Raw genomic sequence first — 14,999 nt, forward strand, 5'->3', positions numbered from 1 at the left:
AAAAACATGTAGCAGTTGTGGAAATGTGAAAAATATGTCATTGTCTGAGCGAGTTTATTCTTGTATATGCGGTGTAAATATCGATAGAGATTATAACGCAGCTATCAATATCAAAAATGAAGCAATACGCCTATTGGTGTTAGCATAGATAGCAATAAAATAACCCTTGGAACAAGGGAGTTAGCTCGACTGTCTTAGAACGAATTCGTTAGCTACCAAAAGTAACGACTAACCGAGAAGCCCCCATTTCAAACAGTCCGTTAGGACGTTAAGTGGCGGGTAGTTCACTTAAGGAGACATACTAAAATGCAACGACACAAAAATATTTATCTATTAATTATTTTATGCACGGTATTATGTATAATAACTCTAGTCTATAAAGGTGAAAATAATAGCGTTAAAAATACAACATATGAGATGGATAAACTTGTTAAAATCGATGAAAAAAAACTATCTTCTAAAGAGAATAATCCTTTAGAAGTCCCTTTGATTTTACAAAATCCAGAATTAGAACGTGGATGCGAAGTTACAAGTTTAGCAATGCTTTTAAATTTTAACGGTCTATCCGTTGATAAATTAGAGTTAGCTGAAAATATTAAATATGTACCTTTTCAAAACAATGGATTTATGGGAAATATGGACGAAGGATTTGTTGGAGATATGTATGACATAGATATGCCTGGTTTAGGTGTGCATATTAAGCCGATTTTAGAGTTAGCCAAATTATACATATCAGAGAATTGTATTATAGACTTAACCGGAAGTAATCCTGAGGATTTATATAAAGCAATTGATAAAGAACACCCTGTTTGGATTTTAACAAACGCGAGCTTTCGCAAACTACCTGATTATGAATTTCGTACTTGGAAAACAAATATGGGTGAGAGACAGGTTACATACCGTCAACATAGTGTTTTACTAACTGGATACACCGATCAATATGTATACATTAATGATCCATTAGATACGGAAAAAAATAAAAGAATTGATAAGAAGGATTTTGAAGAAGCATGGGTTCAATTAGGCAGACAAGCCCTAACTATCATTCCTTAAAAAAACACAGAGCTATAAGATTTGAGATAAACTTTAAATTACTAATTTCTCATTATATAATTATTATATAATTATACCTAGTTTACACAAGAATCACTAACGTTATTTAATTATATAAATTAAAGGACACACCTATACCATTGGAGTGGTACCTAAGGTGTGTCCCTCGCATAAATCAAAAATATAAGATAAAATAATTTGAAATTTATTTTTTAAGTTTGATTATAAGGCATGTGATATTTTGCGGCTCAAAAAATCCATACCTTATCAATTAAACCGATTGGTAACACATATTCCCTTTTTTGTGATTTACTCATATATAATGATTTTAAGAATTCATATAATTAAAATACTTACTAATTTGTAATAACTCCTCTTTTATATTCTGAGAAAGGGGTCTTTTGTCAGAAACTGATAAGTCTTCTAATAGCTAACTGATTTTTTATTATTATTTTCTTATTTCCAACAGAGGCCATGAGCCCTAAACTTTCAAACTTATTCAATTTACGACTAATAGTCTCTCTTGTTACCCCCGCATAATTTGCCAATTCCTCTCGTGTCAATGGCAAGTTAATAAGTATTCCATCCTCTGTACTTTTGCCATATTTATCACAAAACTCCAATAGTATATGAGCAATTCTAACTTCAGGATTGTTTGTCGCTAAATTTTGCACTAAATTCTCTATCTTAGCTAAACGTTTTGTGACAACTTTTAACAACTTTAATGCAATACTTGGATTTCGTTCCATTATATAATCCATATTTTCTTTTTTTAGCATACAGATATGAGTATCTTCTATAGCATACGCACTAAAATTACTTTTTTCATCATAATTAAATATATTTAATTCACAAAAGGATTCACCACTTGTTAGTATATGCAATATTTGCTCTTTCCCTTGAAGAGTTAATGTACATAGCTTTACTTGTCCACTATTAATAATAAATAATGTATCTGATTTATCTCCCTCAAGAATTAATGGCTGACCCTTTTTAAACTTCCTATGTTTTGTCATTGAAGCTATATTACTAATTTCCTCTTCGGAAAGGGTCTTAAAAATTAGTACTTTTCTTGGGCAAAGCTCTCTTGATTTTTTATGATTATCGTCCATATTTTCTCACCTTACTTTAACTATAGAATTAAAAATATACTGATATCCAAGGTTATTATAGACATTTTTATCAAATATTGCAGTGACTCAAATCACAACTATATGTTTATGAAGACAGTGATATACACTATCTTCATAAACATATTTTGAATATGGCATGGAAAAATAAGGCCCTGAGGAGAAAGGGTGGCGCCAGGGCCATATAGAGTGTACCGAGAATGGCTGAATCGGTATAAGTATCTGCTACATAATTATTATAGAATTTTTTAAAGAATATTTCTGTGACCAGAATCACATTCAAAAATATAAAAAACAATGAGCATACTGTGCAGTATGCTCATTGTTTTTTCCTTCTTATTCATCTAGTGGTGCAAAATGATTTTTATCTTCTCCACACACAGGACAAACCCAGTCCTCTGGTAAATCTTCGAAACTTGTTCCTGGTTCTATATCCTCATCTGGATCCCCTACCTCTGGGTTATAAATATATCCACATGGTAAACAAATGTATTTTTTCATGATTTCCTCTCCTTTTTGTACAGCTTTATATTTTTTCTTTTAACTTGCTCATTATTTCACTTATGCTTGTATTTAATAAATCTATTCCTTCTAACGACACATGCTTTTCAATCGCAGATTTGTAAGGAATAGATGCAGCAACTCCTTCTAATGAAATCACACCGACTATTTTATTATCCTTAATAAATAACCTTGTATACTTCTCCTTACCGTCTTCTTCAACAATTGTTGTATCACATTGCTCTTCATTAACAACTCCAATTGAAAATAAAGATACATTGAATGCGTTAAAAATAGTGGTTGGAATTTCTTTTTTATAAATGGCAGTTTTAGAGACCATATTACTACCTGCTACTCTTCCTTGTTCCAAGGCAGTCCCCCATAAGCCTTCAATTTCATTATTTACTTCTGCAACATCTCCCGCAGCGTATACGGAGTCTATATTTGTTCTCATCTTCTCATCCACAACAATACCTCTATTTAATTTAATAGCAGTATCATGTACAAGTTTAGTGTTCGGAGTAACGCCAATTGAATAAACAATATTATCACAATTAATTTGAGAATTGTCGTTCATCTTTATGCCAGTTACGGATTCTTTCCCGAGAATAGAATTAATAGAAGTATTTAAATACACCTTTACTCCTTCCTTTTCAATTTTTCGTTTTAAGAGCAGCGAAGATTTTGTATCTAATTGTCTTCTCATTAATAAAGGAGCTACTTCTACAATAGATACCTTTTTACCATCTTTCAGAATAGACCATGCTGTTTCTAACCCTTGTACACCCCCACCAATGGTCACAACACTTTCTTTGTCCTCTAAATGTCCTTTAAGCTCATCTGCTTCTTTCATGTCCCTAATAGTAAAAATATTTTTTTTATTAATTCCATTTATCTCTAATCTTCTATTATTCGCTCCTGTACAAATTAATAGTTTATGATAAGAAAATACCGCTTCATTGGATGTAATAATAAATTGCTCATCTGTATTAATTTTTACCACCTTTGTATTTATAAAAACTGATATGTGATTATCTTGATACCACTTTTTCTTTTTAATTAACACTTTTTCACTGTGTAAATCTGAATACAGATCCTTTGATAATTTAATTCTTTTATAAGGTAGTGATGGCTCTTCACCAAAAATAAATATATTTGATCCTTTATCATACTCTCTAATAGTTTTAGCGGCATTTACAGCGGCTACACCACTCCCAATAATAACAAAATTCTTTTCCATGTTTTCACCTCCATTTTTCGATTAAATAGAACTCAATAATAAATCTGTAACAAATGTTGTTGCATGTTGGATTTTCTTTACTTTCCCCTCATCTTTTGGAGAGAATCTAATCCGAATAGGAAATTCAACATGAGTCATACCTGTAGATTTGATAACTTTTGATGTGCTTTGTACATTCATATTTGTTTCATTGAGGTAATCTTGTATCACTTCAATTGCCTCTCCACTCCAACCATATGAACCGAATGAAGCTGCAATTTTCTCTTCTAGATTCATTTCTGTCATTTCTTTTAAAATTTCTTCTAAATTACCAATCATATCTGCATATCTAGTTGAAGATCCTATGAAGACTGCATCTGCTTCTTGGATACTCTTTAAAACCTCTAATTTTTTTGATTTATCAGCGTTAAATACTGTTACATGAATATTATCTGCTTCTAAAGTTTCTTTAATAATATTTGCTACTTTTTTTGTATTATTTTTAATTGTTGTATATACAATTGTTACTTTCTTATCTTGATTCGTATCTCTACTCATATCCGCATATAATTTAATATACTTCTGTATATCCTGACGTAAAATGTAGCCATGAGATGGTGCAATCATTTGTACATCCAATTCTTTTAGAGCTTCTATTAATGTTCTTACATATCTTCTATGTGGATGGATAATGGCATTATAATAGCCGATAAAATCTTCCGTAATATCTACATTCGCTTTATCACTGAAAATCTCGTCATTTGCTATATGAGTACTAAAAATATCACAAGGAAATAAAATTTTATTCTCTACACAGTAGGTAATCATTGTTTCTTCAGTATGAAGATATGGCGTTTCTTTAAATTTCAATGTTTTTCCACCAATATCTAATGTATCACCGTCTTTTACTACTAAAAACTTTCGATTATGCAGTTTATACATCTCTTGTATTTCTGGTACTGCAATTTCTGTACATACAATCGTTGCATTAGTAGCTCTTGATGCTAATGCTGCCAATCCCCCTGAATGGTCGGGTTCTGTATGATTCACTACGATATACTGAATTTCTTGTGGATCAATTAATTTACTTAATGATTCTACAAATTCTCTTCCAAACTCTATATCAACTGTATCAATCACTGTTGGTTTTTCCGTTTTTAGCAAGTACGTGTTATAAGTTGTTCCTTTTGCTAAGATTAAACGATGAAATGGAACTTCTCTATTATCAACTTTTCCTATCCAATATATATCTTTAGTTAACTGAATTTCTTTGCACATATAACTCAATTCCTCCTCAATCAGATTCGATTTACCACTGAATTATATAAACTTTTTTATAATTAAAAGAGGACTAGAATCACATTTTAAAAAAATTAATAAAAAAACACCTGAGTAACAGCTTTCTACTCAGGTGTTTTTAAAATTTATTTTGTTGCTACAATTACTAATGCCGGACCATCAAGTGAATATATTTTTTTATCAAAATTAGCGTAAGTTTCTACTGACTCAAATCCACAATCTATTAATATGGGAAGTAATTGTTTTTTTGTAATTGGATATAACTCTATACTATTTGAGAATTCTTCACCACTTGTATTTAATGTTACAGTAAATAGCACCTTTGTTCTCTCTATTGCATAATCTCGTTTGAATGAGAAATGTTCTTTCTTAATTACTGGAAATATGAAATTTTTTTGATTTAATACTTTTTCATAGTTTACAATTTGAACTATGAACTTTCCATTTTTCTTAAGTTTTTTAAAAGAGCTTTGAATAAAATCAGTAATTTCCTGTACATTGTCTAAATGAACCAACGTATTTCCAATACAATAAATACCATCAAATATCCCAGGTACATCGTCTATTTGCTGCATTCTAAGTGTATTTACAAAAAGTCTTCCCCTATGGGTTATAGCCTTCTCAGAAATTTTATCAGCCATTTTCTTCTCTGGTTCCATCGCAGTTACAATCATTCCTTTTTCAACTAATGCATTAGCCACATTCCCTGTTGCCGCACCTACATCAATTACGGAGTCCCCCTCTTGTAAATAAGAAGCAATAAAATTCACTTGTTTTTCATTTTCCGGAAAAATTTCATCATAATACTGCATTAATTTTTGGTAAAAAGTCATTATTTATACACTCCTTTCTACATACAGTATTGAAGAAAACATTAATACAATATTAAATATAAATAAATTGATATATAAATATAATATAAACAATATGAATCATTATTAGTCTTTACGAGATAAAATATTTAAATACTATTATTGTTGTAATAAAAACGTAAATAGCATTTATACTCTCTAAAATCCCCACCTTTAAGATTGAAATATTCCTTCCATACAGTACTATAGACCGTATCAAACTTGGGATAAAAATAATGGTAATCGTTGGTGATAAAATAAGCGTAACAATCACAAGTAATAAATGGTACCACCATGATAGAATGCGATACGTTGGATTCTTTTTTTCACGTATCATTGTTTTTACATAAAACGTACTTCCTATAAAATATAAAAATGTTATAGTCGCTATCATCAATATATTTTTATCGACTGTTTTCATTGTGAAGTAATAACTTATAATGCCCCCTATACAAAACAAAAGAATTGCACATACATCATTTAATAAGGCTCGTTCATTTTTTTTGCTAGAAAAATAAATGTTTATACAAAAAAACGGGAGCATAATAATAGAAAAGTAAACTATACGCCATTCATAACTAAGAGCAATAGCTGTACATATACAAGCCTCACCAAAGTAAAGAAAAAAATAATACAAATAATACTTCTTTCGCGGCTGTTTTACATACATTAATAAGGGATATGTAGCTAAATACACAAAAAACCACGCTAAAAAAAGAGGTATATGATACCATGTCCATTTACCAGTTAAAATACCTAAAACAAATGGAATAAGCAGCATTCCCCAGGCTCCATGCTGCTTTGGAATAATTAACTTCATTCTTCCACACCTCACATTTAATTTTTTATCAAAATGTTACGTAAGAATGATAATAAGTAGCACATATCATTAAATTTATAGATAAAAAACTTTACCAGTGAGAGAATCCCCCCACTGGTAATCATACTCCACCAATTTAGGGAATACCCATCCCAAATAGTAAAATATAATGAATTTCTCATACTCACTCTTCCCTTATAAGATAAACTATGTTTTTAAAAAATACTGTGAGTGAAATCACTGCATTCTATTTTTATACCTTTTATTTTATAAAATAAAACACTCTTCATTGTGTTTTTACTCTCTATTGATAACCTCACTCTTTGAACCTAAAACAAAAGAATTTTTATCTATAAATAATTGAATCATTCTATATCTTTTCATTTTTTATGAGCAAGATAATACGATAAACTTCTAGATTTAATCTCTTCTAAATAGAAAAAATCACATACTTCATATATTAGTACCATTGCAGAAACAAACCATATATAGTATCATTTACCGGTGTTGAGTACCACATATTGAAAAGGAGTGAATTTCATGAACACCTCAGACAATTTAAAACAGCAAAAAAATACTTTATGGACAACTTTTCATAAAATTATAAAAAGTAACGATCAAGACTTAATGCAAGAAAATGCAAATGTTGATGGTCGATCTCCAATGGGAATGATGGGAACATTTGCATCAGAGAGCGCAAAACTTTATGTACGGGAACATTTGCTTTCTAAACAAGTAAAAGAAGCTATCAATCAAAACATTTTATATCCACACGATTTAGATTTTTATGCAACAGGAACAACCACGTGTTCACAAATCCCTTTAGCACAATTGCTGAAAAAAGGGTTCCACACTGGACATGGCCATATGAGACAACCACAAGATATTAAAAGTGCATTAGCACTCTCGTCTATTATTCTTCAAGCTAATCAAAATATGCAGCATGGTGGGCAATCTCTTGCCATGTTTGATATAGATTTAGCACCATATGTGAGGAAAACATTTGAAAAAAATAAGAAAAAGTTAATAGACTATCCGCTAACAAAGGAACAAATCGAAGTGTTTGCATGGAAAGAAACAGAAAACGATACATATCAAGCATGTGAAGCATTCATTCATAATTCCAATAGTATGCATAGCCGTGGTGGTGGACAAGTTCCGTTTATTTCAATTAATTATGGAACGGACACATCAAGGGAAGGAAGGCTATTAATTAAACAATTACTACAGGCAACACAAGCGGGTTTAGGAAAAAGCGAAACGCCTATTTTCCCCATTCAAATTTTTAAGTTAAAAAAAGGTGTGAATTTTGAAGAAAAAGATCCAAATTATGATTTATTTGAACTTGCATTAGAAACAACAGCAAAGCGATTGTTCCCTAACTTTTCATTTTTAGATGCGCCATTTAATGCAGCGTATTATAATGGGCACCCAGAAAGTGAAGTATGTTATATGGGTTGTCGTACTCGTGTGATGTCTAATATTCATGGTGAGGAGACAGCAATTGGCAGGGGAAATCTATCATTTACCTCTATTAATCTAGTAAAATTGGCTTTAATAAATGATTCAAAAGAGGGATTTTTCGAATCATTAAATCATTATATCAAACTTGGCATTCGTCAATTGCTTGAAAGATATTCTTATCAATGTACAAAAAAGGCAAGAGATTTTCAATTCCTATATTCACAAGGGATTTGGCGCAATGGAGAAAAACTACAACCAGAAGACTCAGTTACTGAGATTTTAAAGCAAGGAACATTGAGCCTTGGTTTTATTGGACTTGCGGAATGCTTGGTTGCCTTAACAGGAAAACACCATGGGGAAGATAAAGATTCATGGCAACTTGGAAAAGAAATTGTTACCTTTATGAGAAATAAGATGGACCAAGCAACAGAAGAACATTGCTTGAATTTCACTTTAATTGCAACTCCTGCCGAGGGACTATCAGGGAAGTTTATCAAAAAGGATCGTGCTAAGTTTGGAACTATTACAGGTGTAACCGATCATGATTACTATACAAATTCATTTCATATTCCAGTTTATTATCCTATTCAAGCAATTAATAAAATACGTTTAGAAGGACCGTTTCATGCTCTTTGCAACGGTGGTCATATTACGTATATTGAACTAGATGGGGCGGCAGCGCATAATCAAATGGCTTTAAAACAGATTGTTCAAGCAATGGCACAGTATGAAGTAGGATATGGTTCAATTAATCACCCCGTGGATCGTTGTAAATGTTGTGACTATAATGGAGTGATTGAAAATGAGTGCCCTAGCTGTGGAAATATAGAAGATCATCATATTGAAAGAATTCGCCGTATTACTGGATATCTTGTAGGGGACATGTCAAAATGGAACAATGCAAAGCGTAGTGAAGAAGCAGATCGTGTGAAACATAAATGAAGGTAATGAATATTATTCATGATAGTGTAGTAGATGGTGAAGGATTACGGACAGTTGTGTTTTTTGCCGGTTGTCCGCATCATTGTTTAGGTTGCCATAACCCCAAATCATGGAATCTTTATAATGGTACCGAGATGAGTGTGAAAGAAATTATAAAAGAAATTTCCACAAATCCTCTAACTGATGTAACATTTTCAGGTGGTGACCCATTTTTTCAAGCTATCGAGGTCAAAGAAGTTGCAAAGGCTGTAAAAAGTTTAAACAAAAATCTTTGGATTTACACTGGCTATACACTAGAAGAGATACAAAACTCACAAAACAAAGATATGATTGAGCTGTTACATTATGGAGATGTTTTAGTTGATGGAAGATTTGAAATCCAAAAAAGAGATTTGACTCTTCCATTTCGCGGAAGCTCAAATCAACGTATTATACGCCTAAAATAAGTATAATTCCCTTGCTTTTTTTTCAATTATTAGTCATCACTAACCCAGTACTTATGAGCGGAAAGTATCTGCTCATAAGTACTGGAAATATACAATAAAAAATTTTATAAAACAGGTTAAAAAAAGAGACATGCTCAATTCTTACACTTTTTCCGCAATGCTTTTGGAACATATATACAAAAAGGTTCGCTTTCCATGTAATCCCCCGTCATCGCAAATGCCCTAGAACGAGATCCCCCACAAACATATCGAAACTCACAAACACCGCATTTTCCTTTATAATTGTCTGGATTACGAAGACTTTGAAAAACAGGAGAGTTTCGATAAATTTCAGCTATCGGTGTTGATTTAATATTCCCGGTTTTAATCGGCAATAGCCCACTTGGGTATACATCTCCAATATGAGAAATAAATACAACTCCATTTCCATCATTTACTCCTTTTGGAGCGCGTCCAAATTCATTAACTCCGTCCGTCATCCCTTCCATCAGTACATCTCTATATTGAATAATTTGATCTATCTTTTTAATTCCCTTCATTTTTTCTTGAAGAACAACGCGTCTATAGTGCTGAGCAGCTGTGGTTTTTATATCAAAAGAAACAGTTTTACTAAGCTGATATAGCCAGTGGAACACTCTTTCATGTTGAATTGGTGAAATCATATCTTTCTCTTTACCACGTCCTGTTGGGACTAAGAAAAATACACTCCACAACACACACCCTAATGCTTCTACTAAATTTGCCATATCTTTAAGTACACTCAAATTATAATTAGAAACAACTGTATTAATTTGAATAGGGATTTTTAATTCATTTAAATGATGAATTGCATCCATTGTTAATTTAAATGATCCCTCTGTTCCTCTAAAATGATCGTGTACTTCAGCTGTTGGTCCATCTATACTAAATGCCCATCTAGCAATCCCAACCTCTTTTGCTTTTTTAATCGCTTCTTTAGTAACCTTTGGAGTAGCACTGGGCGTCATAGAAACCCGAATACCTTTCTTCACCGCGTATTCCGCAATATCATATATATCCGAACGCATTAATGGATCCCCACCAGTAAAAACAAGCATCGGATTATCCATTTCATAAATATCATCAATTAGTTTTTTTCCTTCTTCTAATGTTAACTCAAAAGGATCACGATAATGCTGTGCTTCAGCACGACAATGTAGACATTTTAATTTACATGCTCTTGTTAACTCCCATATTACAATAAATGGGTTTTTATTATAATCACGATTTGTCAAAAAGAAAGCCTCCCATCAACTTACATACTATATTGTAAAATTATATGTTCATTTATGTTGTGAGTTTTATCACGCATAAGTTTTTAGCAATTAAAAATCCCTCACCAAAATAGATCAAATTAAGATAAAAAAGCACTCACCTATAAGTAGGAGAGCGCTTTTTATTTTAAAAATATCTTGAAAATTTATATTTTATATTTTTTTTATATAAATTTTATTTATTTATTATTTCTATTAGATTTCATCAAATCATCTAGCAATAAATCTAATTCTCTACTATAACAAATTACCTTTTCATGAGTGAATCCATACTGCTTAACAAGCGATATTAATTCCTCTTTTTTTTCAATTACTTGATTTAACTTCTTATAATTAGACATAGCTTTTGTACACTCCCATCTTACCTACATACAGGTCATCTAGGCAGCATTTTTGTTAGATGTTCTATTTAAAACAATGCTGTTTATAATATATATTTCCCCTTAACACCCATATACAATATATTTACAAATATCAAATACAAAATCTATGAACTTAAAAAGTTATACCTACTTAACTTATTACACACCTTTATATGCTTGTTTATATACTTCTTTTAATTCTGAAATCAATGGAAGTTTCGGATTTGCTGGTGTACATTGATCTTCAAATGCTCTTTCCGATAAGACATCCACAACATTGTCAAATGCTTCTTGTTTTACTCCTTGTCCTGCAATACTCATATTAATATTTAATTCTTTTCCAAGGCTGATAATTGCTTGCACAAGAGATTCTACCCCTTCTTCGACTGTACTTGCTGGTAGCCCCAATGTTCTTGCAATATATGCATAACGTTCATCTGCCACAAAATGCTCATATTTTGGGAACAATGCATGTTTTCTCGGCTTAATGGCATTATAGCGAATTACATGTGGCATTAAGATTGCGTTAGCGCGTCCATGTGGAATGTGAAATTCTGGCCCAAGCTTATGCGCCAAACTATGATTAATACCAAGAAATGCATTTGCAAAAGCCATACCTGCAATTGCAGAAGCATTATGCATTTTTTCACGTGCTTCTTCATCATTTCCGTTTTTATATGCTCTCGGTAAATATTTAAATACTAGATCAATGGCTTTTAAGGCCAATCCATCTGTATAGTCATTTGCCATAATAGACACGTATGCTTCAATTGCATGTGTTAACACATCCATTCCAGTGTCTGCTGTTACATGAGGTGGCACTGTCATTACAAACTGTGGATCAATAATCGCTACATCTGGTGTTAATTCATAATCAGCAAGTGGATATTTTATATTATTTTTTTTATCTGTAATAACCGCGAATGGTGTCACTTCTGACCCTGTTCCTGATGTTGTTGGAATCGCAACAAATTGTGCTTTTTGCCCTAGTGTTGGAAATTTACATGTACGTTTTCTAATATCTAAAAACTTTTGTTTGATTCCAAAGAATTTTGTTTCTGGATATTCATAAAATAGCCACATTCCTTTTGCTGCATCCATTGCTGAACCTCCGCCCAATGCAATAATTACATCGGGTTTGAAGCTTCTCATCATCTCAGCACCCTTGAATACTGTTTCATCTGATGGATCTGGTTCTACCTCTGAGAAAACACCTACTTTTACAGCATTTAAATGCTGTTGTAAGTAATGTGTAACTGTATCCACATATCCCAGTTCTACCATTCCTGGATCCGTTACAATGAATGCTCGTGAAATGTTTGGCATCTTAGCTAAATATTGTGTCGCATGTTTTTCAAAAAAAACCTTAGGTGGTAATTTGAACCATTGCATATTATTTTTTCTATTCGCCAAACGCTTTACATTTATTAAATGTGTAGCTGTTACGTTTTGAGAAACAGAATTTTTACCGTATGATCCACAACCTAATGTTAAAGATGGAATAAATGCGTTATATATATCACCAATCCCACCTTGTGCTGACGGTGAATTTACAATAAGGCGACAAGCTTTCATTCTTAAACCAAATTGTTTTTGTACTTCTTTATTTGTAGAATGAATAACCGCTGAATGCCCTAAGCCACCCAAATTTAACATTTCTTCACAGTATTTAAATCCTTCTTCTTGTGAATTTGCTTTGATACAAGCTAATACTGGGCTCAATTTTTCACGTGATAGTGGATATTCTGCACCCACTCCCTTAATTTCAGCTACAAGTATTTTTGTATCTTCTGGTACCTTAATGCCTACTAATGATGCAATATAATGTGCTGATTTCCCAACGATATCACTATTTACTGCACATGTATTTTCATTAATAACAAGCTTCTCTAATTTTATTCTCTCTTCTTCTGTAACAAAATAACAGTTGTTGTCTTGCATTTCTTTTTTTACACCATTATAGATTTCTTTATCTACAATGATTGCTTGCTCAGAAGCACAAATCATACCATTATCAAATGTTTTTGATAAAATTAAATCATTTACAGCTCGTTTTACATGTGCTGATTTCTCTAAATAACAAGGTACATTCCCAGGTCCTACTCCTAAGGCCGGTTTCCCTGTAGAATATGCTGATTTGACCATTCCAGCGCCTCCAGTTGCAAGAACAAGTGCAATCCCTTCATGGTTCATTAATCTTTTTGTTGCCTCAACAGAAGGTTTTTCGATCCATTGAATGCAATTTTTCGGTGCCCCTGCCTTAATTGCAGCATCTCTTAATATTTTAGCCGCTGCAACAGAGCATCGCTGAGCAGATGGATGAAAAGCGAAAATAATTGGATTTCTTGTTTTCATTGCAATAATTGCTTTAAACATAGTAGTTGAAGTAGGATTCGTTACTGGTGTCACACCAGCAACTACACCTACTGGTTCGGCAATTTCAATGACTTCTTCATGTGGATCTTCATGAATAATTCCTACAGTCTTATCTTTTTTTATGCTATGCCAAATATATTCAGTCGCAAATATATTTTTTGTACATTTATCCTCATACACACCTCGACCAGTTTCCTCTACCGCCATTTTTGCTAATGGCATATGTTGGTCTAATCCAGATAGTGCCATTTCATGAACAATATGATCTACTTGCTCTTGCGTATAAGATTCTAGTGCTTTTAGTGCTTCTTTCCCATTTTCAACTAAAGTATTAACAACTTCTTGTACATCATTTTCATCTTTAATTACTACGTTGACCATTGCTTGTACTTCTTTTTCATCTGTCTTGTTTGTCATATTAAAGCCTCCAGATCACTATAAAAATAGATTTAAAATGTTGGAACTTATTGTTTTCATCTTGCCTATTAAGTAAAAGCTCAAATCATGTGAAGTATTTCACAAATAATAATATGAAATTTTCAACTACTCCTACTATACATGAAATGACTATTTTTTATTGTGTATTTTTTGTGAAGTATTTCACAAATATTTATAATAATTCTAATCAATAATTACTTATTTACACCATCAATATATACAATTACATTCTCAGTTGTATTATTTCTTAATTCAATGTACACCTCAGCATTAAAATACAATATTTGTTGATGCCTTAATATCTCAATTTCATTATCAATTATAACCATTGTTTCACCGAAAACTGCATACATACATATATCCTTGTTCAAATATTTTGGTATGACAACATTACCTGACGGATTAATGAAAAAAAATGATGGAAATGTATTTTCAGTTTTATTAATAATTGTTTTGAATACATCATCATTTAATCCCATAGGTGTTACATTTTTTAGTTGCATAAATATCACTCCTATTCATGTATAAAAAATTTAATAAAGTATAATAAATTTATACTCTATTTTTACAAACTTATAGCTAGGATCTTGACTTTGCCTTTAAGTTTATAACTATTAATTTTCTAAAGCAACAGTAATTCATCTTCGTGTAAAGGACTATTAATTTGTTATAGTATGTAAATCTCTTTGTTGTGGTAACTATACCTAAAATGATATTTAACACTTATATGTAATTTAGTTATTATTATTTAATTTGTATAGTGGTTAAAAATTTTATTAATAAATTTTAAAAACATTAGTATATAT

14 protein-coding genes are annotated in these 14,999 nt (G+C 31.7%); 4 read left to right on the forward strand and 10 right to left on the reverse strand.

The features are described 5' to 3' along the window. A partial coding sequence (locus DN400_RS26040) for a zinc ribbon domain-containing protein (protein WP_147802019.1) occupies positions 1-148 on the forward strand: 148 nt, incomplete at its 5' end. Between the two features lie 158 nt (positions 149-306). After that, positions 307-1,053, forward strand: coding sequence for a C39 family peptidase (locus tag DN400_RS26045; RefSeq protein WP_147802020.1), 747 nt, complete (start codon positions 307-309; stop codon positions 1,051-1,053). A 404-nt stretch (positions 1,054-1,457) separates the two neighbouring features. Here the strand turns inward: DN400_RS26045 and DN400_RS26050 are convergent, their stop codons facing one another. The 6 genes from DN400_RS26050 to DN400_RS26080 all read right to left on the reverse strand — a co-directional run bounded on the left by DN400_RS26050 (position 1,458) and on the right by DN400_RS26080 (position 6,873). Further along, complete coding sequence (locus DN400_RS26050; RefSeq protein WP_000342564.1) at positions 1,458-2,165, reverse strand: Crp/Fnr family transcriptional regulator; 708 nt, start codon at positions 2,163-2,165, stop codon at positions 1,458-1,460. 354 nt (positions 2,166-2,519) lie between these two features. Continuing rightward, positions 2,520-2,684 carry a rubredoxin gene (rd, locus tag DN400_RS26060; RefSeq protein ID WP_000759867.1) on the reverse strand — a complete coding sequence of 55 codons (165 nt, stop codon included), beginning with the start codon at positions 2,682-2,684 and terminating at the stop codon, positions 2,520-2,522. A gap of 25 nt (positions 2,685-2,709) precedes the next feature. Beyond that, a complete protein-coding gene (locus DN400_RS26065; RefSeq protein ID WP_147802021.1) occupies positions 2,710-3,924 on the reverse strand; it encodes an NAD(P)/FAD-dependent oxidoreductase in 1,215 nt (404 codons plus the stop codon). A 21-nt stretch (positions 3,925-3,945) separates the two neighbouring features. After that, positions 3,946-5,181: an FprA family A-type flavoprotein gene (locus DN400_RS26070; protein WP_147802022.1), complete on the reverse strand. Its 1,236-nt coding sequence runs from the start codon at positions 5,179-5,181 to the stop codon at positions 3,946-3,948. Positions 5,182-5,327: 146 nt separating this feature from the next. Next, entirely contained in the window at positions 5,328-6,035 is a 708-nt protein-coding gene (locus DN400_RS26075) for a class I SAM-dependent methyltransferase (protein WP_147802023.1), read from the reverse strand. A gap of 112 nt (positions 6,036-6,147) precedes the next feature. Beyond that, on the reverse strand, positions 6,148-6,873 hold the full coding sequence (locus DN400_RS26080; protein ID WP_147802024.1) for a YwiC-like family protein: 726 nt from the start codon (positions 6,871-6,873) through the stop codon (positions 6,148-6,150). Between the two features lie 540 nt (positions 6,874-7,413). Here DN400_RS26080 and DN400_RS26085 point away from each other — a divergent pair. Both DN400_RS26085 and nrdG read left to right on the forward strand, forming a co-directional pair. Further along, positions 7,414-9,279, forward strand: coding sequence for an anaerobic ribonucleoside triphosphate reductase (locus DN400_RS26085; RefSeq protein WP_147802025.1), 1,866 nt, complete (start codon positions 7,414-7,416; stop codon positions 9,277-9,279). Further along, a complete protein-coding gene (nrdG, locus tag DN400_RS26090; RefSeq protein ID WP_000867052.1) occupies positions 9,276-9,725 on the forward strand; it encodes an anaerobic ribonucleoside-triphosphate reductase activating protein in 450 nt (149 codons plus the stop codon). Before DN400_RS26085 ends, nrdG begins: the two co-directional genes overlap by 4 nt. 134 nt (positions 9,726-9,859) lie before the next feature. Here the strand turns inward: nrdG and DN400_RS26095 are convergent, their stop codons facing one another. The 4 genes from DN400_RS26095 to DN400_RS26110 all read right to left on the reverse strand — a co-directional run bounded on the left by DN400_RS26095 (position 9,860) and on the right by DN400_RS26110 (position 14,696). Further along, positions 9,860-10,978, reverse strand: a complete 1,119-nt coding sequence (locus DN400_RS26095; protein ID WP_147802026.1) for a TIGR04053 family radical SAM/SPASM domain-containing protein — start codon at positions 10,976-10,978, stop codon at positions 9,860-9,862. A 218-nt stretch (positions 10,979-11,196) separates the two neighbouring features. Then, the gene (locus DN400_RS26100; protein WP_002099070.1) at positions 11,197-11,358 is read right to left on the reverse strand and encodes a Spo0E family sporulation regulatory protein-aspartic acid phosphatase; all 162 of its coding nucleotides are present in this window, start codon (positions 11,356-11,358) and stop codon (positions 11,197-11,199) included. A 180-nt stretch (positions 11,359-11,538) separates the two neighbouring features. Next, positions 11,539-14,136: a bifunctional acetaldehyde-CoA/alcohol dehydrogenase gene (gene adhE / locus DN400_RS26105; protein WP_147802027.1), complete on the reverse strand. Its 2,598-nt coding sequence runs from the start codon at positions 14,134-14,136 to the stop codon at positions 11,539-11,541. A gap of 251 nt (positions 14,137-14,387) precedes the next feature. Next, complete coding sequence (locus DN400_RS26110) at positions 14,388-14,696, reverse strand: hypothetical protein (RefSeq protein WP_001176239.1); 309 nt, start codon at positions 14,694-14,696, stop codon at positions 14,388-14,390. Positions 14,697-14,999: the final 303 nt, after the last annotated feature.

The sequence above is a fragment of the Bacillus sp. AR8-1 genome (assembly GCF_008042345.1).
Classification (GTDB): domain Bacteria; phylum Bacillota; class Bacilli; order Bacillales; family Bacillaceae_G; genus Bacillus_A; species Bacillus_A cereus.